General features: G+C 61.5%; 24 protein-coding genes and 1 other RNA gene. 8 read left to right on the forward strand and 17 right to left on the reverse strand.

What is annotated here, in order from left to right; translation table 11 throughout:
• Positions 1 to 15 precede the first annotated feature (15 nt).
• Positions 16 to 1,581, forward strand: coding sequence for a bifunctional phosphoribosylaminoimidazolecarboxamide formyltransferase/IMP cyclohydrolase (gene purH, locus H1204_RS14690; protein WP_180728886.1), 1,566 nt, complete (start codon positions 16 to 18; stop codon positions 1,579 to 1,581).
• Positions 1,582 to 1,698: 117 nt separating this feature from the next.
• On the forward strand, positions 1,699 to 2,241 hold the full coding sequence (gene ruvC, locus H1204_RS14695; RefSeq protein WP_007587471.1) for a crossover junction endodeoxyribonuclease RuvC: 543 nt from the start codon (positions 1,699 to 1,701) through the stop codon (positions 2,239 to 2,241).
• Positions 2,242 to 2,253: 12 nt separating this feature from the next.
• Here the strand turns inward: ruvC and H1204_RS14700 are convergent, their stop codons facing one another.
• Positions 2,254 to 2,886: a LysE family translocator gene (locus tag H1204_RS14700; protein ID WP_180728887.1), complete on the reverse strand. Its 633-nt coding sequence runs from the start codon at positions 2,884 to 2,886 to the stop codon at positions 2,254 to 2,256.
• A gap of 163 nt (positions 2,887 to 3,049) precedes the next feature.
• On the opposite strand from H1204_RS14700, the gene ruvA reads away from it, so the two are divergent.
• On the forward strand, positions 3,050 to 3,631 hold the full coding sequence (gene ruvA, locus H1204_RS14705; protein WP_180728888.1) for a Holliday junction branch migration protein RuvA: 582 nt from the start codon (positions 3,050 to 3,052) through the stop codon (positions 3,629 to 3,631).
• A gap of 110 nt (positions 3,632 to 3,741) precedes the next feature.
• Complete coding sequence (ruvB, locus tag H1204_RS14710; RefSeq protein ID WP_180720462.1) at positions 3,742 to 4,806, forward strand: Holliday junction branch migration DNA helicase RuvB; 1,065 nt, start codon at positions 3,742 to 3,744, stop codon at positions 4,804 to 4,806.
• Positions 4,807 to 4,849: 43 nt separating this feature from the next.
• Here ruvB and H1204_RS14715 read toward each other — a convergent pair whose 3' ends face one another.
• Genes H1204_RS14715 through tyrS form a run of 3 tightly spaced genes read right to left on the reverse strand, consistent with a single transcriptional unit; the run spans position 4,850 to position 7,301 of the window.
• On the reverse strand, positions 4,850 to 5,524 hold the full coding sequence (locus tag H1204_RS14715) for a histidine phosphatase family protein (protein ID WP_180728889.1): 675 nt from the start codon (positions 5,522 to 5,524) through the stop codon (positions 4,850 to 4,852).
• Between the two features lie 24 nt (positions 5,525 to 5,548).
• The gene (gene dtd, locus H1204_RS14720; RefSeq protein ID WP_180728890.1) at positions 5,549 to 6,007 is read right to left on the reverse strand and encodes a D-aminoacyl-tRNA deacylase; all 459 of its coding nucleotides are present in this window, start codon (positions 6,005 to 6,007) and stop codon (positions 5,549 to 5,551) included.
• A gap of 46 nt (positions 6,008 to 6,053) precedes the next feature.
• Positions 6,054 to 7,301, reverse strand: coding sequence for a tyrosine--tRNA ligase (tyrS, locus tag H1204_RS14725; RefSeq protein WP_180728891.1), 1,248 nt, complete (start codon positions 7,299 to 7,301; stop codon positions 6,054 to 6,056).
• 247 nt (positions 7,302 to 7,548) lie between these two features.
• Between tyrS and H1204_RS14730 the strand changes: the two genes are divergently transcribed.
• A complete protein-coding gene (locus H1204_RS14730; protein WP_180728892.1) occupies positions 7,549 to 8,679 on the forward strand; it encodes an anhydro-N-acetylmuramic acid kinase in 1,131 nt (376 codons plus the stop codon).
• Positions 8,680 to 8,774: 95 nt separating this feature from the next.
• Here H1204_RS14730 and erpA read toward each other — a convergent pair whose 3' ends face one another.
• The 3 genes from erpA to rplM form a co-directional block, all read right to left on the reverse strand.
• Positions 8,775 to 9,140 (reverse strand): iron-sulfur cluster insertion protein ErpA, encoded by a 366-nt coding sequence (gene erpA / locus H1204_RS14735; protein ID WP_180728893.1) that lies wholly within the window; start codon positions 9,138 to 9,140, stop codon positions 8,775 to 8,777.
• A 261-nt stretch (positions 9,141 to 9,401) separates the two neighbouring features.
• Complete coding sequence (gene rpsI / locus H1204_RS14740; RefSeq protein ID WP_036002674.1) at positions 9,402 to 9,794, reverse strand: 30S ribosomal protein S9; 393 nt, start codon at positions 9,792 to 9,794, stop codon at positions 9,402 to 9,404.
• Positions 9,795 to 9,805: 11 nt separating this feature from the next.
• Entirely contained in the window at positions 9,806 to 10,234 is a 429-nt protein-coding gene (gene rplM, locus H1204_RS14745) for a 50S ribosomal protein L13 (protein ID WP_007587440.1), read from the reverse strand.
• Between the two features lie 602 nt (positions 10,235 to 10,836).
• Between rplM and H1204_RS14750 the strand changes: the two genes are divergently transcribed.
• On the forward strand, positions 10,837 to 11,259 hold the full coding sequence (locus tag H1204_RS14750) for an OsmC family protein (RefSeq protein WP_007587439.1): 423 nt from the start codon (positions 10,837 to 10,839) through the stop codon (positions 11,257 to 11,259).
• A gap of 75 nt (positions 11,260 to 11,334) precedes the next feature.
• Here H1204_RS14750 and rnpB read toward each other — a convergent pair.
• The 3 genes from rnpB to pyrC form a co-directional block, all read right to left on the reverse strand.
• Positions 11,335 to 11,748: RNase P RNA component class A (gene rnpB, locus H1204_RS14755), an RNA gene on the reverse strand.
• A complete protein-coding gene (locus H1204_RS14760) occupies positions 11,737 to 12,627 on the reverse strand; it encodes a DUF3025 domain-containing protein (protein ID WP_180728894.1) in 891 nt (296 codons plus the stop codon). The genes rnpB and H1204_RS14760 overlap by 12 nt, the downstream gene beginning before the upstream one ends.
• 15 nt (positions 12,628 to 12,642) lie before the next feature.
• Positions 12,643 to 13,704, reverse strand: a complete 1,062-nt coding sequence (pyrC, locus tag H1204_RS14765; protein ID WP_180728895.1) for a dihydroorotase — start codon at positions 13,702 to 13,704, stop codon at positions 12,643 to 12,645.
• Between the two features lie 204 nt (positions 13,705 to 13,908).
• Between pyrC and H1204_RS14770 the strand changes: the two genes are divergently transcribed.
• Positions 13,909 to 14,814 carry a class II glutamine amidotransferase gene (locus H1204_RS14770; RefSeq protein ID WP_180728896.1) on the forward strand — a complete coding sequence of 302 codons (906 nt, stop codon included), beginning with the start codon at positions 13,909 to 13,911 and terminating at the stop codon, positions 14,812 to 14,814.
• 47 nt (positions 14,815 to 14,861) lie between these two features.
• Here the strand turns inward: H1204_RS14770 and H1204_RS14775 are convergent, their stop codons facing one another.
• The 7 genes from H1204_RS14775 to H1204_RS14805 all read right to left on the reverse strand — a co-directional run bounded on the left by H1204_RS14775 (position 14,862) and on the right by H1204_RS14805 (position 21,541).
• Entirely contained in the window at positions 14,862 to 15,371 is a 510-nt protein-coding gene (locus H1204_RS14775) for a hypothetical protein (RefSeq protein ID WP_180728897.1), read from the reverse strand.
• 253 nt (positions 15,372 to 15,624) lie between these two features.
• Entirely contained in the window at positions 15,625 to 16,350 is a 726-nt protein-coding gene (locus H1204_RS14780) for an amino acid ABC transporter ATP-binding protein (RefSeq protein WP_042308020.1), read from the reverse strand.
• Positions 16,347 to 17,024 carry a glutamate/aspartate ABC transporter permease GltK gene (gene gltK, locus H1204_RS14785; RefSeq protein WP_042308019.1) on the reverse strand — a complete coding sequence of 226 codons (678 nt, stop codon included), beginning with the start codon at positions 17,022 to 17,024 and terminating at the stop codon, positions 16,347 to 16,349. The genes H1204_RS14780 and gltK overlap by 4 nt, the downstream gene beginning before the upstream one ends.
• Positions 17,024 to 17,764, reverse strand: coding sequence for an amino acid ABC transporter permease (locus tag H1204_RS14790; protein WP_180728898.1), 741 nt, complete (start codon positions 17,762 to 17,764; stop codon positions 17,024 to 17,026). Before H1204_RS14790 ends, gltK begins: the two co-directional genes overlap by 1 nt.
• Positions 17,765 to 17,856: 92 nt before the next feature.
• Positions 17,857 to 18,750 (reverse strand): glutamate/aspartate ABC transporter substrate-binding protein, encoded by an 894-nt coding sequence (locus H1204_RS14795; protein ID WP_180728899.1) that lies wholly within the window; start codon positions 18,748 to 18,750, stop codon positions 17,857 to 17,859.
• Between the two features lie 365 nt (positions 18,751 to 19,115).
• On the reverse strand, positions 19,116 to 20,408 hold the full coding sequence (locus H1204_RS14800; protein WP_180728900.1) for a Glu/Leu/Phe/Val dehydrogenase: 1,293 nt from the start codon (positions 20,406 to 20,408) through the stop codon (positions 19,116 to 19,118).
• 176 nt (positions 20,409 to 20,584) lie between these two features.
• Positions 20,585 to 21,541 carry a LysR family transcriptional regulator gene (locus tag H1204_RS14805; RefSeq protein ID WP_180728901.1) on the reverse strand — a complete coding sequence of 319 codons (957 nt, stop codon included), beginning with the start codon at positions 21,539 to 21,541 and terminating at the stop codon, positions 20,585 to 20,587.
• A 147-nt stretch (positions 21,542 to 21,688) separates the two neighbouring features.
• On the opposite strand from H1204_RS14805, the gene purB reads away from it, so the two are divergent.
• Entirely contained in the window at positions 21,689 to 23,077 is a 1,389-nt protein-coding gene (gene purB / locus H1204_RS14810) for an adenylosuccinate lyase (protein WP_180728902.1), read from the forward strand.
• The last annotated feature ends 280 nt before the right edge of the window (positions 23,078 to 23,357 follow it).

The following is a 23,357-nucleotide window of genomic DNA, read 5'->3' on the forward strand; positions in this document are numbered from 1 at the left end:
GCTTTTGTTCTCATCATGATCAAGCAAGCGCTCATCTCCGTTTCCGACAAGTCCGGCATCGTCGATTTCGCGAAATCGTTGTCGGACCTCGGCGTCAAGATCCTGTCGACGGGCGGCACCGCGAAACTGCTCGCGGACGCCGGCCTTCCCGTTACCGAAGTGGCCGACTACACGGGCTTTCCGGAAATGCTGGATGGGCGCGTGAAGACGTTGCACCCGAAGGTGCACGGCGGCATCCTCGCCCGCCGCGATTTGCCCGAGCACATGGCCGCGCTCGAAAAGCACGACATTCCCACCATCGACCTGCTCGTCGTGAACCTGTATCCGTTCGTGCAGACGATTTCGAAGGAAGAGTGCTCGCTGGAAGACGCGATCGAGAATATCGATATCGGCGGCCCGACCATGCTGCGTTCGGCAGCGAAGAATCACCGCGACGTGACCGTCGTGGTTGATCCCGCTGACTACGCGACCGTGCTCGAAGAAATGCGCGCGAACGGCAACAAGGTCGGCTACAAGACCAACTTCCGCCTCGCGACCAAGGTGTTCGCGCACACCGCGCAGTATGACGGCGCGATCACGAACTACCTGACGAGCCTCACGGAAGAACTGCAGCACCGCGACCGCAACACGTACCCGGCCACGTTCAACCTCGCGTTCGACAAGGTGCAGGACCTGCGCTACGGCGAGAACCCGCATCAGAGCGCCGCGTTCTATCGCGACATCGCGGTCCCGGCCGGCGCGCTCGCGAACTATCGCCAGTTGCAGGGCAAGGAACTGTCGTACAACAACATCGCCGACTCGGACGCTGCGTGGGAATGCGTGAAGACGTTCGACGCACCGGCCTGCGTGATCATCAAGCACGCGAACCCGTGCGGCGTGGCTGTCGGCGCGAACCCGCACGAAGCGTATTCGAAGGCATTCCAGACGGACCCGACGTCGGCGTTCGGCGGCATCATCGCGTTCAACCGCGAAGTCGACGAAACGGCGGCGCAGGCTGTCGCGAAACAGTTCGTCGAAGTGCTGATCGCGCCGTCGTTCAGCGATGCCGCCAAGCAGGTGTTCGCGGCCAAGCAGAACGTGCGTCTGCTTGAAATCGCGCTGGGCGATGGCCACAACGCATTCGATCTGAAGCGCGTGGGCGGCGGTCTGCTCGTGCAGTCGCTCGATGCGAAGAACGTGCAGCCGCACGAACTGCGCGTCGTCACGAAGCGTCACCCGACGCCGAAGGAAATGGACGATCTGCTGTTCGCATGGCGCGTCGCGAAGTTCGTGAAGTCGAACGCGATCGTGTTCTGCTCGAACGGCATGACGATGGGCGTCGGCGCGGGCCAGATGAGCCGCGTGGATTCGGCGCGCATCGCGAGCATCAAGGCGCAGAATGCGGGCCTGACGCTGTCGGGCACGGCAGTGGCGTCGGATGCGTTCTTCCCGTTCCGCGACGGCCTCGACGTTGTCGTGAACGCGGGCGCGACCTGCGTGATCCAGCCGGGCGGCTCGATGCGCGACGACGAAGTGATCGCCGCCGCCGACGAGCACAACATCGCGATGGTCGTGACGGGCATCCGCCACTTCCGCCACTGATCGGCTGACCTGCTTCTTCTGAAACGGCCCGGCAGTTGCAACTGCCGGGCCGTTTTGCATTTCGCGTTTGACGTTGTGCCGTTGTAGTATCGCAGGCACTGAATAAGCACGGCACCTATGAGAATTCTCGGCATCGACCCAGGTTTGCGCGTCACCGGTTTCGGCGTGATCGATCAGTCCGGCCACCAGTTGACTTACGTGACGAGCGGCGTCATCAAGACCGCCGATGCTGATCTGCCGTCACGCCTGGGCACCATTTTCGAGGGCATTTCCACGTTGATCCGCCAACATGCGCCGGACCAGTCGGCGATCGAAAAGGTGTTCGTCAACGTCAATCCGCAGTCGACGCTGCTGCTCGGCCAGGCGCGCGGCGCCGCGATCTGCGGGCTGGTGGCGGGCGGCGTGCCGGTTGCCGAATACACGGCGTTGCAGTTGAAGCAGGCCGTGGTCGGCTATGGGCGCGCGACCAAGGAGCAGATGCAGCAGATGGTCGTACGGCTGCTGTGCCTGTCGGGCATCCCTTCCACCGACGCCGCCGATGCGCTGGGCATGGCGATCTGCCACGCGCACGGCGGCGGCACATTGAGCACGCTGGGCGGTATTGCGCCCGCGCTCGCGAAGAAAGGCTTGCGAGTGCGGCGCGGGCGGCTGATCGGCTAGACGCCTGTAGCGTCAGCGTTGTCCCGCCAGCGCCAGCCGGCATGCCAGGCCTGCAAACACTGAGCCGAGCAAATACTGCGGCCAGCGCGACGGGCGCTTGCCGCCGGTCAGTTTCCGGCTCAGTCTGCTGGCAAGAAGAATCACGCTGCCATTCACAAAGAAGCCGATCACATTGAGCACGGTCGCAAGCAACATGATCTGTACAGCGACCGATCCCGCCTCCGGCTTCACGAACTGCGGAAACAACGCGAGCACGAACAGCGCAACCTTCGGATTGAGCAGATTCGTGAACAATCCTTGCCTGAAAATTCTGCCAACGGGATAGCGCCGCATCGATGCGTCCGGCGCGAGCATGGTGCCGTCCGAGCGGAACGTCTTCCATGCAAGATAAAGCAGATAAGCCGCGCCCGCGAAGCGCACGATGTCATAGGCCATCGGCGCGGCAAGAAAGAGCTGTGACAGGCCGAACGCCGCGGCAAGCGCATGACAATACGTGCCCGCCAAAATTCCGGCGAGCGACGCAAAACCCGCCGCCCTTCCCTGGCTCACGCTGCGGGAAGCAATCAGCAACATATCGGGACCAGGCGTGGCGGTGAGCGCGAGACACGCGCCTGAGAACAGCGCGAGCGTGGTGAGACTGAGCATCGAAGACCCCTTTTGGTTAACTACGGAACGTCCAAAAGGGATCTCAGTGTATGGAGCGGCTGCGCTTCGGTCAATCAACTGCCCTTCGGCTTCGTCGCAAGCGACGTACGAAAGCCCGCTTCGCTGCGCTACACTCGCGCTTTCTCTCTTGATAGAACCCGCCATGATCGGTCGCATCGCCGGCGTCCTGCTGGAAAAGAATCCGCCTCATCTTCTGATCGACTGCAACGGTGTCGGCTACGAAGTCGATGTGCCGATGAGCACCTTCTACAACCTGCCCGGCACAGGCGAGAAAGTCGTGCTGCTTACGCAGATGATCGTGCGCGAAGACGCGCATCTGCTGTACGGCTTTCTCACGCCGCAGGAGCGTTCGACGTTTCGCGAGTTGTTAAAGATCACGGGCATCGGCGCACGTATGGCGCTGGCCGTGCTGTCCGGCATGAGCGTGCAGGAACTGTCGCAGACGGTAACGATGCAGGACGCCGCGCGCCTCACGCGCGTGCCGGGCATCGGCAAGAAGACGGCGGAGCGGCTCCTGCTCGAACTGAAGGGCAAGCTCGGCGCCGACCTCGGCGCGATGGCGGGCGCAGCGTCGCAGTCCGATCACGCGTCCGACATCCTGAATGCGTTGCTGGCATTGGGCTACTCCGAAAAAGAAGGATTGGCAGCCATCAAGAACGTGCCCGCGGGTACGGGCGTTTCCGAAGGCATCAAGCTCGCATTGAAGGCGCTGTCGAAGGGCTGAGGCATCTTTGCGGCAGCGGCGATGTATGAAGCTTCGCACGCGGCCAAAGCACACGCACCCTGGCCATTCGGCCAGGTATTCGAGCGAGCCGTGCGCGGTACAATGCCTGCATGATCGAACACGACAAACTTGCAGCCGAACGCATCATCGCCGCCACGCCCGTGTCGCCGAACGAGGAAGCGTTCGAGCGCGCGTTGCGCCCGCGCCAGCTCGACGAATATGTCGGCCAGGAAAAGGTGCGCGGCCAGCTGGAAATCTTCATCGAAGCCGCCAAGCGCCGCAAGGAATCGCTGGATCACGTGCTGCTGTTCGGGCCGCCTGGCCTCGGCAAGACCACGCTCGCGCATATCATTGCGCGCGAGATGGGCGTCAATCTGCGGCAGACGTCGGGCCCCGTGCTGGAACGCGCGGGCGACCTCGCCGCGCTGCTGACCAATCTCGAAGCCAACGACGTGCTGTTCATCGACGAGATTCACCGGCTGTCGCCCGTCGTCGAGGAAATCCTGTACCCGGCGCTCGAGGATTACCAGATCGACATCATGATCGGCGAAGGCCCTGCCGCGCGCAGCGTGAAGCTCGATCTGCAGCCGTTCACCCTGGTCGGCGCGACCACGCGTGCGGGCATGCTGACCAACCCGTTGCGCGATCGTTTCGGCATCGTCGCGCGGCTGGAGTTCTATAACGCCGAGGAACTGGCGCGCATCGTGAGCCGCTCGGCATCGCTGCTGGGTGCCCAGATTCATCCCGATGGCGCGCTGGAAATCGCCAAGCGCTCGCGCGGCACGCCGCGTATCGCGAACCGGCTGCTGCGCCGCGTGCGCGACTTCGCTGAAGTGAAGGCGGACGGCAATATCACGGCGAAGGTCGCAGATGCCGCGCTGAAAATGCTCGACGTCGATCCCGTCGGCTTCGATCTGATGGATCGCAAGCTGCTCGAAGCGATCCTGCACAAGTTCGATGGTGGGCCGGTCGGCGTCGACAATCTGGCGGCTGCGATCGGCGAAGAGCGCGACACGATCGAAGACGTCCTCGAACCGTATCTGATCCAGCAAGGCTTCTTGCAGCGCACGCCGCGCGGACGCGTCGCCACGCTACTGACGTATCGGCACTTCGGCCTGGCTGCGCCTGATACGGCAAGCCCGGTACGCAATCTGTGGGATTCGGAGCCGACATAAACGGCTCTTAGGTAGGAAACGCGGCGCTGCCGCGTTATCAGACTCAACGCCCGGCTTCGGGCGTTTTTTTCTTGAAGCTGTCGTCTTCCGCGTGGCCGTCGAGATGCGCGACATCGGCCCACGACACGACCTTCGCGCGGCCGCCTTCGAATTCAACCACGTTCACGCTCGTGTTCAGCAACGCGTAGTTGCGCGGCGCATCCAGCGGCAGACCATTCGCGAAGCGATACACGCAGTCCAGCACACCGCCATGCGCGACGACCGAGATCCGTCCGTTCGGATGCGCGGCGACGACCGGCTCGATCGCATGCAGCACGCGGTGATAGAACACGCGCTGCGATTCGCCCTCGGGCGGCGAAAAGCCAGGATCGCGCGTCTGCCACTGCGCGTACTCGTCGGGGAAGCGCAGCGCGATCTCGTCGCTGTCGTGTCCCTGGAACGCGCCGTAATTGCGCTCGCGCAAGCCCTTGCTGAGGCTCAGCGACAGGCCGAGCACGTCGGCGAATGGCTGCGCCGTTTGTTGCGCGCGCATGAGGTCGCTCGAATAGATCGCGTCGAGCCGCGCGCCCGCCCGCGCCTCGCGCGCGAAACGTTCGGCGAGACGTTGCGCCTGGTCGACGCCGCTCGTCGCGAGCGGAATATCAATGTGCCCTTGAATCCGCTTGATGCGGTTCCAGTCGGTCTCGCCGTGTCGGATGAAGAGGACTTGTGTTGCCATGGAATGGGAGCCGGAGAACAGAGGTTATGCGCGCGTCTGTAGCCAGAACGTCACCGGGCCGTCGTTGACGAGCGACACCTGCATGTCTGCGCCGAATTCGCCTGTTTCGACGATGGGATGCTTCGCGCGTGCCGCGGCCACGAAGTAGTCGAACAGGCGCTTGCCCTCGTCGGGTGGCGCGGCGGGCGTGAAGCTCGGGCGCAGGCCGCTGTTGGTATCGGCGGCCAGCGTGAACTGGGACACGAGTAGCAGGCCGCCCGCGCTCCCCGCGCCGTCGATATTCTGCACGGGCAGGTTCATCTTTCCGGCTGCATCGCTGAATACGCGGTAGCCGAGCATTTTGGCGAGTAGTTTGTCGGCGGCAGCATCGGTATCGCCGCGCTCGGCACAGACCAACGCGAGCAAGCCCGTGTCGATGGCGCCCGTCACGCGGTCAGCGACGCGCACCTCGGCGCGCCGCACGCGTTGAATCAGCGCGATCATGCGGCGCGCTTCCGCCGCGTCGCTTGCAACCGCTCGCAGAAGAACATCATGCCGTCAGCGTGACGCGCGCAAACCGACGCTTGCCGACCTGCACGACGAACTCGCCAGCTTCGATCTTCAAGCCCTTGTCCGACACGGTCGCGCCGTCGATCTTCACGCCGCCCTGCTCGATGTTGCGCAGCGCTTCGCTCGTCGACGGCACGAGACCTGCCTGCTTCAGCAGTTGCCCGATGGCGAGCGGCGCGCCCGCGAGCGTCACCGACGGGATATCGTCCGGCACGCCACCCTTCGCGCGGTGGTTGAAGTCCTCCAGCGCGCGCTCGGCGTCGCCTTGCGAGTGGAAGCGCGCAACGATTTCCTGTGCGAGCAACACCTTGAAGTCGCGCGGATTGCGACCGCCTTCGATTTCGCGCTTGAACCCTTCGATCTCGGCCATCGGACGGAACGACAGCAGTTCGAAGTAGCGCCACATCAGCACGTCGGAGATGCTCATCAGCTTGCCGAACATATCGTTCGGTTTTTCGCCGATACCGACGTAGTTACCCTTCGACTTCGACATCTTCTCGACGCCATCCAGCCCTTCGAGCAGCGGCATCGTCAGAATGCACTGCTGTTCCTGGCCGTACTGCTTCTGCAGTTCGCGCCCGACCAGCAGGTTGAACTTCTGGTCCGTGCCGCCGAGTTCGAGGTCGGCGTTCAGCGCGACGGAGTCGTAGCCCTGCATCAGCGGATAAAGAAACTCGTGAATCGAGATGGGCACGCCGCCCTGGAAACGCTTCGTGAAGTCTTCGCGCTCCAGAATGCGCGCGACCGTGTAGCGCGACGCGAGCTTGATCATGCCGTCTGCGCCGAGCGGCATCGACCATTCGCTGTTGTAGCGAATTTCCGTCTTCTCGCGGTCGAGCACCAGCGCGGCCTGCTCAAAGTACGTCTTCGCGTTCGACTCGATCTGCTCGCGCGTGAGCGGCGGGCGCGTTGCGTTGCGACCGGACGGATCGCCGATCAGCGACGTGAAATCGCCGATCAGAAAAATCACCGTGTGGCCGAGATCCTGCAACTGGCGCATCTTGTTCAGCACGACGGTGTGGCCGATGTGGATGTCGGGCGCCGTCGGATCGAGACCGAGCTTGACGCGCAGCGGCGTGCCCGTGGCCGCGCTTTTCGCGAGCTTTTGCGCGAACTCCTCTTCGATCAGCAGTTCGTCGACGCCGCGCTTCGTGACTTCGAGCGCGTGGCGGACTTCGTCGGTGATCGGGTAGGCGGAATTGGGCTTGGCGGTGGACTCGGTGCTCATGCTGGAACGGGAGATCGCAAAAAGGGAGATTGTCCCATAGTTGCGGCGCATTGCGCCCTGATCTCACGCGAAACGCGCTTCAACTCGCGACTGGATCTGGCGCGCGCGGTGAATGCGGACCGTCGCGCGCGCTCGCGCCGCTCGTTTCATCGATTGTTTCGCGGTGGGCCGATGAGCGACAATCGTCGTCAACGAGGCGCCGGAAGTATTCATGAGGCGCGACGAACGACGATCAGAGGAGCGAAGCGTGGCCAAAGACACGGCAGATGGCGTGTATTTCGGGTTGATGTCAGGCACGAGCATGGACGGCGTGGACGGCATCGCGGTCGAATTTGCGAAGGGCAAGGCGCCCGTCGTGCGGTCGCAGGCGTTCGTGGGCTTCTCCGAGGGTTTGCGCGACGCGCTGTTCGCCCTGCAGCAACCGGGAGACAACGAGATCGAGCGCGAGGCGCTTGCAGCCAACGCGCTGGCCGCGCGCTACACGGTGTGCTGCCATGAGTTGCTGCGCTCGGGCAACCTGTCGGCAGTGGACGTCCGGGCGATCGGCGTGCACGGGCAAACGGTGCGACATCGGCCGGAAAAGGGTTACACGAAGCAGATCAACAATCCGGCGCTGCTGGCCGAAATGATGCATATCGACGTGATCGCCGATTTCCGCAGCCGCGACGTCGCGGCGGGCGGCCAGGGCGCGCCGCTCGTGCCGGCCTTTCACGCGACGGTTTTCGGCGCGAAGAACGAGACGCGCGTGGTCTGCAATCTCGGCGGAATCAGCAATATCACGATCCTCTCGGCGAACGGCGCGGTGCGCGGCTTCGACTGCGGCCCGGCTAATGCGCTGCTCGACGAATGGTCGCACCGGCATCTGAACAGGCCATTCGACGAAAACGGCCAGTTCGCAGCGTCGGGGCAGGTGCATCGCCCGTTGCTGAACGCTTTCCTCGACGAGCCGTTCTTCGAGGCGCAGCCGCCGAAGAGCACGGGCCGCGATCTGTTCAACCCCGAATGGCTCGACGCCCGGCTGCAAGGCTTCGCCAATGTCAGCCCCGCCGACGTTCAGGCGACGCTGGTCGCGCTGACGGCTGTGACGGTCGCGCGCGAGGTCGAGCGCCATGCACCCGATTGCAAGGCGGTCTATGTGTGCGGCGGCGGCGCACGCAATCCGGAGATCATGAAGGCACTGCAGGGCGCGCTCGCCGAAAGCGGCTGCAGCGGCGTCCCAGTCATGACGACGGAGGCGCTCGGCGTGCCGCCGCATCAGGTGGAACCGCTGGCCTTTGCGTGGCTGGCCATGCGTTGCGTTGCACGCGAACCGGGCAATCTGCCGTCCGTGACGGGCGCAGCGGACGAGCGCGTGCTTGGCGCGATTTATCCGCGCTGACACGGCATGCGAAAGTACCGTGGAAAATTAGTGTGGAAATAAAAAAACGGGGCCGAAGCCCCGTTTTTGCTGCAACTTACGCGAAAAAGCGGCGATTACACCGAGAACGACGAGCCGCAACCACAGGTGGTCGTGGCGTTCGGGTTCTTGATGACGAACTGCGCGCCGTTGATGTCGTCCTTGTAATCGATCTCTGCGCCAACCAGATACTGGTAGCTCATCGAATCGATCAGCAACTGGACGCCGCTCTTGTTCATCACGGTGTCGTCTTCGTTGATGGCTTCGTCAAACGTGAAGCCATACTGGAAGCCCGAGCAGCCGCCACCCTGCACGAAAACGCGCAGCTTCAGCTCCGGGTTACCTTCTTCTTCGATCAGTTCTTTGACCTTGTCAGCCGCCGCGTCAGTAAAGACGAACGGTGCCGGCATCTCGGTCACGGGGGTGTCGGTCACTGCGTTCATGCGAACTCTCCAAAATAGCTTCTACACGCTATTGTATTGCTGTTCCCAATATCGTGCTGAAGCCCCTGAAATCAATAGGTTCTTATGCAGACCGGCTGATTCCTGCGGGCGCGACAAGTGTCAACCATGTCCTCGTACACCTGTCAGCGATGTCCGCATACGGACCGAACGTGCAGTACGACAAATAAAAAGCCGCCTTCGCAGATGCGTTGGCGGCTTTCTGCAGCAGGCCCTGTCTGAAACGGAGCCAGCTCGAAACGATTAACGCTTCGAGAACTGCTTGCGGCGACGTGCCTTGTGGAAACCAACCTTCTTACGCTCGACTTCACGTGCGTCACGCGTCACGAAGCCTGCGTTCGACAGAGCCGGCTTCAGCGTTGCGTCGTAGTCCATCAGCGCGCGGGTGATGCCGTGGCGAACTGCACCGGCTTGACCCGTTTCACCGCCGCCCGTCACGTTGACCTTGATGTCGAACGTAGCACCGTGGTTCGTGAGTTCCAGCGGCTGACGCACGATCATCAGCGACGTTTCGCGCGAGAAGTAGTCGGCGATAGGCTTGCCGTTGACGACGATCTCGCCCTTGCCTGCCTTGATGAAGACACGAGCAACGGCGCTCTTGCGGCGGCCCGTACCGTAATTCCAGTTACCGATCATGTGGGCTCCCCTTAGATCTCGAGCGCCTTCGGCTGTTGCGCCGAATGCGGATGCGTTGCTTCGGCGTAGACCTTCAGCTTCTTGATCATCGCGTAGCCGAGCGGGCCCTTCGGCAGCATGCCCTTGACCGCTTTCTCGAGCGCGCGGCCCGGGAAGCGTTCTTGCATCTTGCCGAACGTCGTCTCATAGATACCGCCCGGGTAGCCCGAGTGGCGATAGTACTTCTTGTCCGTGGTCTTGTTACCCGTGACCTTCAGCTTGCCGGCGTTGATAACGATGATGAAATCACCGGTGTCGACGTGCGGAGTGAATTCAGGCTTGTGCTTGCCGCGAAGACGGTGTGCCACTTCGCTGGCGACACGCCCGAGAACCTTATCCGTCGCGTCAATCACGTACCATTCGCGCGTAACCTCATGGGCTTTTGCGGAAAACGTCTTCATGATCGATCCAAAAAATAGTGCTGCGCCCTGTGTTTTTTTCCTGCTTGTATGTGCGCTTCGAGGCGCGTGCAGGCTCTCCCTGGTTCTTCCTCCGCGGGCGCGACTGCGGAAAAGCCCTGAATTATAAAGGAATTTGCGCCAAGGAGTCAAAGCACCCGGACAACGGAAAGCTGAGGACGAAAAAAAGCCCGAACTAGCGGTTCGGGCTTAATCCACCTTAGGAGGAGGGTGGAGGAGACATGCGGAGGTTGTCGAACTGCAACAACCAATGAACAGATTATAGGGTTGGCGCTTGTGCGACGCAAGAACATTTGCAATGCGAAATCGAATTTCATTATATGGAATTTAGACGCAACGATTGCGAATGCAGGAAAACTTCGTGAAAACAATGATTTAGCCTGCGCGGACAGAACAACCGCTGCAGTTGCCCTAGAGCAACACACCTAAAATCGTCCGTGCTATCCCCTATGCACCGAACATGCCGCAGCGCAGCAGGCAAGGCGTAATCCGCATAACCCGCCACCGATGTCGCTCCGGGCGAGCCATCATTGGCCGGGCTACAATGCGCATCTCGAATTCAAGCTTGTGAGCGGAGTACAAGAATGGAATGCAAAGTCAGCTGGATGGGTCAGGACGGCATGGCGTTCGCCGCCGAAACGGGCAGCGGCCACCTCGTCGCGATGGACGGCGCGCCTGAAGGCGGCGGCCGCAACCTGGCGCCGCGTCCGATGGAAATGGTGCTGCTGGGCACGGGCGGATGCACGGCGTACGACGTCGTGATGATCCTGAAGAAGAGCCGTCAGGAAATCAGCGGCTGCTCCGTGACGCTGAAAGCCGAACGTGCAAGCGAGGACCCGAAGGTGTTCACGAAGGTCCATTTCCATTTCACGGTGACGGGCAAGAACCTCAATCCGTCGACGGTGGAACGCGCGATCAATCTGTCGCACGACAAATATTGCTCGGCGTCGATCATGATCGCGAAAACGGCCGAGCTCACGCATTCGTTCGACATCGTCGCGGACTAAAGCCGTCTGAAGCGGCTCGCGAGCTGAAAATGAAAATGCCGGCATCCCAACGGACGCCGGCATTTGTCATTTGAGCGGCAAAGCAGGCCGATAAGCCGGATTTTGTGCACGCGATGCGCCCGAAAGCGCGCCACGCGTGGCAGCCATTCCTCTAGACGCGCCATTGCTGACGCGCTCAAGCTTCCTACCCGCTGACGTGACGGGGGCCCCGCCCTGCATCTCGAAGATGCTAGCCAGCCTACTTGGAATTGCTCCGGGTGGAGGTTACCGTGCCGGTCTGCCTCGCAGCAGCCGCGGTGCGCTCTTACCGCACCGTTTCACCCTTACCTGATCCCGGCTTGCGCCGGGCCATCGGCGGTTTGCTTTCTGTTGCCCTGTTCCGCGTGTCGCCACGGATGGCCGTTAGCCATCACCCTGCCCTGTGGAGTCCGGACTTTCCTCGCCCTCGCCGGCCGAAACCGCCGAGGCCGCGACTGCCTAGCCTGCTTTGCTGGCGGGGATTTTAACATCTGGCGTTCCGCGAGACCGCCGTCCGCTCCGAAACACGGAAGCATCGTCGTAGAAAGACGGCGCTTCGTTCGTTGCCCACCAGCCGGGAATGCCGAGCACGGGCAGCGGCGCGAATATCCGGGCGCTGAATCCTGGCGTATCGAGCAGCGTGCGGGCAACGGTTTCGTCCAGAAACGCGTCGCGTGAAGCGCGCGTCCATGAGAAATACGCGGATGGCACATCGACGATCCACGCGTGTGCCGTACACGCCTTATATGGCGTGACGAGCTTTTCCAGCAGCGCGTGCCCGAAACAGCGCACCTCGCAGCGCTCGCCCCACGCCGCTCGCTGGTCCACGAATAGCGTTTTCCAGTCGAACGAGCGCAGTGAGGCGTCGAGCGATTCGTCCGTACACGCGAACAGCACGGCATTCTCGTCGAACAGCGTGAGTGCGTCGCGCGTGCCACCACGTGTCGGGCCGATGCCCAGTACCTCGACAGCCGCCGACCCGCGCGCGCTCAGCGCCGCCTTGATGCGCGGAAACTGAAACCACATCAGCGCATTGAAGAAATCATGCAGATTGTGGCGCGTCGGCACGCAGCCTGATGCCGCGATATGCGCTTCGTACGCGGTGCCGGGCGGCAATTCGTCCTGCGGGATAAAGGCGAGCTGCCTTCCGCGTCCCGTCGTGATGACGGCGGACGCGGCATCCGCGTTCATCTCGCGCAACTGATCCGCGGCGCTGCGCAGCGCGGCCTGTTGCCAGCGCACGCCGCGCGTCGCGACCTGCGCGAACCACGGCATCGACCAGTCGATATCCGCAAAGCCCGGCGCAGCGCGCTTCAGTGCGCCGCCCGCTGAGTCGACATCGCGCGACATTCGCTCAGCAAGCGCTCAAACGAGCTTCCAGCCGATCGTCTCGCCGCCGCGCAACGGCACCACGGGCGTGTCACCTGCCGCGACTTCCGCCGGGAGCGTCCACTCTTCGCGGCGCAGCGTCACCTTCTCCTCGCTGCGCGGCAGGCGGTAGAAATCCGCGCCGTGGAAACTCGCGAAGCCTTCGAGCTTGTCGAGCGCGCCCGCTTTGTCGAACGCTTCCGTGTACAGCTCGAGTGCATGCAGCGCCGTGTAGCAGCCCGCGCAGCCGCACGCGTGTTCCTTCAGGCCCTTCGGATGCGGCGCGCTGTCCGTACCGAGGAAAAAGCGCGGATTGCCCGACGTGGCCGCCTCGACGAGCGCCACACGATGCGTCTCGCGCTTCAGCACGGGCAGGCAGTAGTAATGCGGACGAATGCCGCCCTGGAAAATCGCGTTGCGGTTGTACAGCAGATGATGCGCCGTGATCGTCGCACCCAGCAGTTCGGGCGGCGCGCCCGCGTCGCGGACGTAGTCGGCGGCATCCTTGGTGGTGATGTGCTCGAACACGACCTTCAGCGCCGGGAAATCGCGGCGCAGCGGCGTCATCACGCGGTCGATGAACACTTTCTCGCGGTCGAACAGGTCGATTGACGAATCCGTCACTTCGCCGTGAATCAGCAGCGGCATGCCCGTTTCCTGCATCATTTCGAGCGTTTTCGCGCACTTGCGGATGTCGCTGACGCCCGCATCCGAATTCGTCGTCGCGCCCGCCGGATACAGCTTCACGCCATGCACGAAGCCGCTTTCGCGGGCGCGGCGGATTTCTTCGGGCGGGGTGTTGTCGGTCAGATACAGCGTCATCAGCGGCTCGAACTTCACGCCGGCCGGGATCGCCGCGACGATGCGCTCGCGATAGGCGCGCGCCATCTCCGTCGTCGTGACGGGCGGCTTCAGGTTCGGCATGATGATCGCGCGGCCGAACTGGCGCGCGGTGTGCGGCAGGACGGCGGCGAGCATCGCGCCGTCGCGGACGTGCAGGTGCCAGTCATCGGGACGGGCGAGCGTGAGGGTATCGACGGAAGCGGTAGATGCGGTCATGGCGGGGATTCACGAGCGTCACAGGCGCGGCAAATTGCGCAACTGACGGCATAACTGACGAGGTCTTTCCACAATTGCAGCCAAAACACCCGTCAATTTTGCTTTTTGCCGCTTCTGGCTCGGTGATATGCTTGGAAAATCATCATTGTAACGGGTCGGCCCATGTGGGCTCATACCCCGTTAGAAAGGCTTGTCTTCCGCATCATGTGCCAACTACTCGGAATGAATTGCGCCGCGCCCACGGACGTCACGTTCTCGTTCACCGGCTTCGCGGCGCGCGGCGGCGTCACCGACCACCACTCCGACGGCTGGGGCATCGCCTTCTTCGAAGACAAGGCCTGTCGCCTGTTCATCGACCACCAGTCGTCGGCCACCTCGCCGATCGCCGAGATGGTCAAGCGCTACCCGATCAAGTCGAAAAACACGATCGCGCATATCCGCAAGGCAACGCAAGGGCACATCGTGCTCGAGAACTGCCATCCGTTTATGCGGGAGCTGTGGGGACGCCACTGGATATTCGCGCACAACGGCGATCTGCAGAATTACAGCCCGGTGCTGTCGGGCGTGTATCAGCCCGTCGGCAGCACCGATAGCGAACTGGCGTTCTGCGCGCTGCTGCAAGGCTTGCGCAAGGCGTTTCCCTGTTCGCAGCCGCCGCTGAACGAACTGTTCGCCGCGCTGGAAACGTTGACGCGCGAAATCACCCAGTTCGGCGTGTTCAACTTTCTGATGTCGAACGGCCAGGCGCTGTTTGCGCACTGCTCGACGCATCTTCATTACCTCGTGCGTAGCTGGCCGTTTTCGACCGCGCATCTCGTCGACGCGGACGTTTCAATCGATTTCGCCAAGTACACGACGCCCGAAGACCGCGTCGCCGTGATCGCCACGCAGCCGTTGACCGACAACGAAGTCTGGACCGCATTCGAGCCCGGTGATCTGCTGATGTTCCAGCACGGCGAAGTGATCGCGCGCGCCAACGTGCCCGTGCCGCCGGCCGTGCTCGAGAAGGCGCGCAATCCCGCCTGCGATCCAAGCGCGTCCGCGAGCATGCTGCCCGCCGCGTCCGTTCTCGATCTCGAATCCGACGACGCCGCCGCGTACGAATCCTGATCGCGCGATAGCCGTCTTGACCCTGGTGCCATCGCTCGGGGCCAGCGTCAATGCTTGCGTGCGTTCGCCGGAGCAGCAGCTTCCCCGCACCGGTCGTCGTTTCCTGTCTCATACGCCACGACGCTTCCGCACAGAAACTGGCGCAGCGCGGGATGACAACGCCACCGTTCCGTTTCCTGCAATTCTTTTGCATCGCCTGGTTCAATGCGAGCGGAACGACAATCACACAGCTTCGTGCGACACACGTCGAGACTCGCGGCAAGCGCGCTCGCGCTCAGCGGATCTGCATAGTTGACGGCAGAGATATCCAGTAGAAGGCGTTTCAAAGACGAATCTGTTCCACCAGGCTTTGCCTCACTTATCAGGCGCCCCGCGATTTGTTCCGCCTCGTGCTGGAAAACTTCGAGCATTTGTTTGGATAACTGATTTCTTTTCCCGTGACGAGCAATCCACAACTGCGCCGATTCTGCAAACTGCGCATCCGTCAGCCATTTACCTTCCAGTTGCATTGACACTAACTCATGAACGACCAGGTCGCTCATCAAAAACACTTTCATGGATTGTCTCTTGTCGATCGAAAACGAATGACCGACGCACCCCGCTCGCCTCATCGAATTCCGCCGGGAAGCTTATGCTCACGCCAGCATAAGTCACATGAGACAAATCCGATTAAGGCATCTTTTAATAAGTAATACTCCTAACGTTAGACGCGGTCTCAGTATCTTTGAATCCCGCACTTAAGACACAATTAAAAGAGATAAAAAAAGCCGCTCTTCAAAAGAGCGGCTTTTTTGCCTCTGCAGGCTGATTTCAATGCAGAATCTTTGCGAGAAAATCTTTTGCACGATCCGATTTCGGATTTGCAAAAAAATCTTCCTTGCGGTCGTCTTCGACGATGAGGCCCTTGTCCATGAAGATCACGCGATGCGCGACCTTCTTCGCAAAACCCATTTCGTGCGTCACGCACATCATGGTCATGCCTTCCTGCGCCAGCTCGACCATCACGTCGAGCACTTCGTTGATCATTTCAGGATCGAGCGCGGAAGTGGGTTCGTCGAACAACATCGCAATCGGGTCCATCGACAGCGCGCGCGCAATCGCCACGCGCTGCTGCTGGCCGCCCGACAACTGCCCCGGATACTTGTCCGCGTGTGCGCGCAGGCCGACGCGATCGAGCAGCTTCAGCCCCTTCGCGGTCGCTTCGTCCTTCGAGCGGCCGAGCACCTTGACCTGCGCGAGCGTGAGGTTCTCGGTGATCGACAGATGCGGGAACAGCTCGAAGTGCTGAAACACCATGCCGACCTTCGAACGCAGCTTCGACAGGTTCGTCTTCTTGTCGGTGAGCGACTGGCCGTTGATCACGATTTCGCCCTTCTGGAACGGCTCGAGCCCGTTGACCGTCTTGATCAGCGTCGACTTGCCCGAACCCGACGGGCCGCACACGACGACCACTTCGCCCTTTTTCACTTCCGTCGTGCAGTCGGTCAGCACCTGGAACTGGCCGTACCACTTCGACACATTCTTGATAGAGATCATCTTGCGACCTTTTTCTGAAGACTTTTGACGAGGCTCGACGCGACCACGCAGATCACGAAGTAACACGCACCGGCGAACAGTACCATTTCGACGTTCGTGCCGTCACGGTCGCCAATATTCGTGGCCGTGCGGAAGAAGTCGGCGAGGCTGATCACGTAGACGAGCGACGTATCCTGAAACAGCACGATGGCTTGCGTGAGCAGCAGCGGCACCATCGCGCGAAACGCCTGCGGCAGCACGACGAGGCGCATCGCCTGCGCGTAGTTCATGCCGAGCGCGAACGACGCGTTCACCTGCCCGCGCGGCACGGCCTGGATGCCTGCTCGGATGATTTCCGAGTAGTACGCGGCTTCGAACAGCGAGAAAGCGACCATCGCCGACGCGAGCCGGATATCGATGTCGGCGGAGAGACCCAGCACGTTTTGCAGCAGCTGCGGCACGATCAGGAAGAACCACAGCAGAACCATCACGAGCGGGATCGAGCGGAACAGCGTCACGTAGATCTTCGCGAACCACTCGAACGGCTTGAACGACGACAGCCGCATGATTGCAAGCACCGTGCCCCACACGATGCCGATGACGATCGCGAGAATCGTGATCTTGAACGTGACGACGGCGCCCGTCCATAGCGTCGGCAGTGCGCCCGGAATACCGCTCCAGTCGAAATGATGCATCACTTGCCTCCGATATAGCCAGGCAGCCGGCTCTTGGCTTCGACTATGCGCATCAGCGTCATCACGATCATGTTGATGAGCAGATACGCAACCGTGACGGCGATGAACGACTCATACGTCTGCGCCGTGTAGTCGACGAGCTGGCGCGCCTGAGCGGACAGATCGAGAAGACCGATGGTCGATGCGACGGCAGAGTTCTTGAAGATGTTCAGGAACTCGGACGTGAGCGGCGGCACGATGATCCGATACGCGACGGGCAAGAGCACGTAGCGGTACGTCTGCCATTGCGTCAGGCCGAGCGCGAAACCCGCGAAGCGCTGGCCGCGCGGCAGCGCGTTGATGCCCGAGCGTACCTGCTCGCACACGCGTGCGGCGGTGAACAGCCCGAGACAGATGATCGACGACGAAAAGAACTGCGCGCCGGGCGGCAGTTGCTTGAACCATGTACCGATCGAAACGGGCAGCAGCTCCGGTATCACCAGATACCAGATGAAGAATTGAACGATCAGCGGAATGTTACGGAAGATGGCGACGTACACGGTGCCGATTGCTGCGACGCGCGGGTTCTGGACCGTGCGCAGCACGCCGAAGAACGACCCGACGATCAGCGCGATCACCCACGCGCACAGCGAAACGGTGACCGTCACCCAGAGACCGGACAGCAGCCAGCCGAGATAGGTGGTCGGCTCGCCGGTGGAAACCGGACTCAGCAGAATGCCCCAGTTCCAGTGGTATGACATGACGAAGACTCCAACAAAAAGAAACGGAAGAAGCGCCTGCCCCTTCCGTTCCGTTCCAACACGTTGACTTTTGAGCTAACGGTTGCCGAGGGTTAGTCGATTGCCTTGTCGTTCGGGCTCTTGTAGAGCGCCTTCATGTCGTCGCTTGCCGGGAAGTTCAGGTTGAGGCCCTTCGGCGGAATCGGCGATTCAAACCACTTCTTGTAGATCTTGTCGGCTTCGCCCGACGTTTCGACCTTAGCGATCGCGTCGTCAACGACCTTCTTGAACTCGGGATCGTTCTTACGCAGCATGCAGCCGTACGCTTCATGCGATTGCGGCGCGCCGACGATGATGAAATCGTTCGGCGTGTTCGACTTCGCGCGCTCGCCGGCGAGCAGTGCGTCGTCCATCATGAACGCGGCAGCGCGGCCAGTGGACAGCGTCAGGAACGACTCGCCGTGGTCCTTCGCGCTGATGATATTCATGCCCATGCTCTTGTCCTGGTTCATCTTGCGAAGCAGGCGCTCGGACGTGGTGCCAGCCGTCGTCACGACGGTCTTGCCCTTCAGGTCCGCCCAGTCTTTGACACCGGAGTCTTTCTTCGTCATCAGGCGCGTGCCGATCACGAAAATCGTGTTCGAGAATGCGACCTGCTGCTGACGTTCAGCATTGTTCGTGGTCGAGCCGCATTCGAGGTCGACGGTGCCGTTCTGCACCAGCGGAATACGGTTTTGTGACGTGATCGGCGTCAGCTTGACCTTCAGGTCCGGCATGTTCAGCTTCTGCTTGACGGCATCCACAACCTTCAGCGCGAATTCCTGCGAGTAGCCGACCACGTTCTGCTTGTCGTCGTAGTACGAAAACGGAATCGACGATTCCCGGTGGCCCAGCGAAATGACGCCCGTGTCCTTGATCTTCTTCAGGGTGCCGGCGTCCTGCGCATGCGCGCCTACCGTAAACAATCCCAGAGTCGCGAGAAGCAGCGCAGCTTTTTTAACCTTCATTTGTGATCTCCTTGGCAAGAACCGGCGCCAGTGTATCTCAGTAATTATTCTGAAAGTATGGTTGTTAACCATGTTCAGCGTGTGGTGTTGCATAAAGCCACCACTTATCCGCGGAGCGGCGCCAGTATTGGCTTACAGCGCCTTTACCGGACAATGCAAACGTCATTAGATGCGTCGTTTTTGCCGGTTCGGGTGCGACTTCAACTGCACAAAAGCGGACGGCACCCGAAGATGCCGTCCGCCCGGTATTCTGCGCGAGTCCGTCGATTCGCGCTCGTGGAGCGTTGTTGCGCGGCGCCCGCCTCCAGGACGGGCGCCATGTGCGTCAAGTATCCGGCCGTGTGCTGCCAGACGGCCGCGCTGTATCAGGGATACAGGCCGCGCATTTCGCGCGCTTGAAGGATGCGTTTGCAAGCAACGATGAACGCCGCCGTACGCACCGACACCTTCTGCTCGCTCGCCACCTGCCACACGGCTGCGAACGCTTCGCGCATCACGCGTTCGAGACGCTCGTTGATCTCGTCTTCCGTCCAGAAGAAGCTCGAGAAATCCTGCACCCATTCGAAGTACGACACCGTCACGCCGCCTGCATTAGCTACGACGTCGGGGATCACGAGGATGCCCTTGTCGTGCAGGATGTCGTCGGCGGCCGTCGTGGTCGGGCCGTTCGCACCTTCGACGACGATCTTCGTACGGATTTTGCCCGCGTTCTTCTCGGTGATCTGGTTTTCCAGCGCAGCCGGAATCAGGATGTCCGATTCGATCGTCCAGAAGTCTTCGTTCGCGATCGTGTCGGCTTCGGCGTAACCACCGACGCCGCCATGCTTCGCGACGTGTTCGAGCAGCGCGACTGCGTCGATGCCCGACTCCTTGTACAGCGTGCCCGTGTGATCCTGCACGGCGACAACCTTCGCGCCCGCTTCCTGATACAGACGCGCCGCGATGCCGCCCACGTTGCCGAAGCCTTGCACGGCGATGCGCGCGCCTTCGATATCCATGCCGATGCGGCGAGCCGCTTCGCAGCCGACGACGAACACGCCGCGGCCCGTCGCTTCACGACGGCCAAGCGAGCCGCCGAGCGTGATCGGCTTGCCCGTCACGACGCCCGTGGCCGTTTGGCCCTGGTTCATCGAGTACGTGTCCATCATCCACGCCATGATCTGCTCGTTCGTGTTCACGTCCGGCGCGGGAATGTCGGTGTTCGGTCCGATGATGATGCCGATTTCGCTGGTGTAGCGGCGCGTCACGCGCTCCAGCTCACCACGCGACAGCGTGCGCGGATCGACGCGGATACCGCCCTTCGCACCGCCGTACGGCACGTTCACGGCTGCGTTCTTCACCGACATCCACGCGGACAGCGCCATCACTTCCGACAACGTCACGTCCTGGTGATAACGCACGCCGCCCTTGCCCGGACCACGCGACACGTTGTGCTGCACGCGATAGCCTTCAAAGTGCGCAACGGTGCCGTTATCGAGTTCGATGGGTACATCGACGATGAGAATACGCTTCGGGCGCTTGAGCGTTTCGAGCCAGCGCGACAACGGGCCCAGATACGGCGCAACGCGATCGACTTGACGGAGATAGTTGCCCCAGGGACCGAGATCGTCCGCATGAAGGTAGGACGGGATGGACTGCAGATTTGCCGCGGTAGACATGAACGCTCCAGCGTTTTTATCGGGTGACGCCATTGTCGAAAAAAAGCGCTGAAAGGGTCCAATGCCGTTTGGTCATCCCATTATGCTTTTCTTGCATAACGCTGGGGAAACCGCAAATGCGTGTCGCAAAGCCGTTATTTGCGCGTCCTGCAATGCAGTCTTGTCTCGCTTGCTAGCTACTTCGAGGCTTGCGTGAGTTCCGTGCTCACGACGTCCCACAGCGCGCGCACGAGTCGCTGGCGTGCGTCGTCGGTTTTCACGGCAAGCTTGTCGCGGTAGAGGCGGATCTCCATCGTCAGCGTGAGCTGACCTTGCGCGACGCCGCGCGACGCGCGGTCGAGCCGGATCAAACGGCCATCCGCGACGGCGTCTTCGACGGCGCTGTGCGGCAGGAACGCGACGCCGTGTCCGGCGAGCGCCATCGCCTTCAGTCCTTCCGCCATGTCCGTTTCATACACGCGATCGAGATAGAGACGCCCGGGCGCCGTCGCGAAGATCACTTCCGTCATACGCCCCAGATAGGCATTTGGCGTGTACGAGAGGTAAGGCGTCGGCGCGTCGGACGTACCGGGCAACGTGTAGCGCGGGCGGCCACCCTTGCCCGGCGCGGAGAACGGGCTGATCGCTTCGATGCCGAGCGTGAGCATGTCGTAGCGCGCGGGATCCAGCGCGACGGGGTGGCTCGGATGGTGATAGCCCATCACCAGATCGCAGCCGCCTTCGACCAGCGACAGCACCGCGTCGTGCACGTTCAGCGCGCGCAGCCGCGTGTGGATGGGGCCGAGTTGCGCCTCGATGCGCTGCAGCCAGCGCGGGAAATATGTGAGTGACAGTGTATGCGGCACCGCGAATTCGATCGTCGCGGCGGGCGTCGCCGTATGGCCGCGCAACAGCGTGCGCGCCTCGTGGAATTGCGACAGCATCGCGAGCGCCTGCTCGTAGAACACCTGGCCCGCTGCCGTGAGGCGCGTCGGGTAAACTGAACGGTCGATCAGTTCCGTGCCGAGCCATGCCTCGAGCGCCTGGATGCGCCGCGAAAAAGCGGGCTGAGTCACGTGCCGCAATTCCGCCGAGCGGCTGAAACTGCGCGTTTCCGCCAGCGACACGAAGTCTTCGAGCCATTTCAGTTCCATACGGACCAGCGCTCCAGCAGTAACGGAAAGCCTGCATTCTAGCGGCGCTGGGCCGTGCGCCGGGGCTGATGTCCTAAAGTGGTAAAATTCGCGGTTCTCCCCGCTTGTATCTGTCACCGACTCTTCACGGTTTCTGCCCCTCCCATCATGTCCGACACCCGCCCCGACACTCTCTTCGCGCTGACCGCCCTGTCCCCGCTCGACGGCCGTTACGCATCGAAAACCGAAGCCCTGCGCGACTGGCTTTCGGAAGCCGCGTTCATGCGCCATCGCGTGAAGGTTGAAATTCACTGGCTGATCGCGTTGTCGCATGCCGGTTTCGCCGAAGTGCCGCGCTTCTCGGAGGCGTCGGAGCAATTCCTGCTGCAACTCGTCGAGCGCTTCACCGCGCATGACGCCGCGCGCATCAAGGACATCGAACGCGTGACGAATCACGACGTGAAGGCTGTCGAATACTGGCTGAAGGAATCGGTGAAGGGTCAGCCGGAACTGGAGCGCGCGAGCGAGTTCATCCATTTCGCGTGTACGTCGGAAGACATCAACAACACGTCGCACGGCCTGATGCTGGCCGGCGCACGGGAACACGTGATCCTGCCGGCGCTGCGCGCCGTGCATCAACGCCTCGTCGCGCTCGCGCATGCGCAGGCCGATCAGCCGATGCTCTCGCGCACGCATGGCCAGCCCGCCAGCCCGACGACGCTCGGCAAGGAAATGGCGAACGTTGCCGCGCGTTTGTCGCGTGCGATCGACCGTATCGCGAAGGTCGAGCTTCTGGGCAAGATGAACGGTGCCGTCGGCAACTTCAATGCGCATTTGTCGGCGTATCCGGAGTTCGACTGGGAAGCGTTTTCGAAGGAAGTCGTCGAACAGCGTCTGAAGCTGACGTTCAACCCGTACACGATCCAGATCGAGCCGCACGATTACATGGCCGAACTGTTCGACGCCGTCGCGCGTGCGAATACGATTTTGCTCGACCTCGATCGCGATGTGTGGGGTTATATCTCGCTTGGGTATTTCAAGCAGAAGACGAAGGCTGGTGAGATCGGCTCGTCGACGATGCCGCACAAGGTCAATCCGATTGACTTCGAAAACTCGGAAGGGAATCTCGGGCTGGCGAATGCCACGCTGCGGCATCTGGCAGACAAGCTGCCTGTTTCGCGTTGGCAGCGGGATCTGACCGATTCGACGGTGTTGCGGAATATTGGTGTTGCGTTTGGGTATTCGTTGCTGGCTTATGACGCGCTGAATCGTGGGTTGGATAAGCTTGAGGTGAATCCGCAGCGTCTCAACGATGATCTTGATGCGACATGGGAAGTCCTGGCTGAGCCTGTTCAGACTGTCATGCGGCGGTATGGGATCGAGAATCCTTATGAGCAGTTGAAGGAACTGACGCGTGGGAAGGGCATCACGCGGGATGCGTTGCAGACGTTTATTAATGGTCTTGCTATTCCTGCTGATGCTAAGGAGCGCCTGCTTGCCATGACGCCTGGGTCTTATGTCGGCAAGGCTGCCGAGTTGGCTAAGCGGATCAAGTAGTCGTTTATTTGCCTGCGGCGGCGTTCGGTTTTGCTGCTCGCAGGCTTTTCGATGTGGTCTGATTTGCGCTCACGCTGGCATCCGCGATTTGCCTTCGTGCTTCAAGCGTCGCCCCGCACAGGGGCGACGCTTGAAGCACGCTAACGAATCGCGGATGCCAGCGAAAGCGCAAGAACAACCAAACCTGCGGCGCCACAAAGCCAAACCGCAGATCCCAGCACAACACCAAAACCACAAAAAAAAAAAAACGGCCCGCGCAGCAAGAACAACCACTGCCAGC

The sequence above is a fragment of the Paraburkholderia sp. PGU19 genome, from assembly GCF_013426915.1.
In the GTDB taxonomy this organism is placed as follows: Bacteria; Pseudomonadota; Gammaproteobacteria; order Burkholderiales; family Burkholderiaceae; genus Paraburkholderia.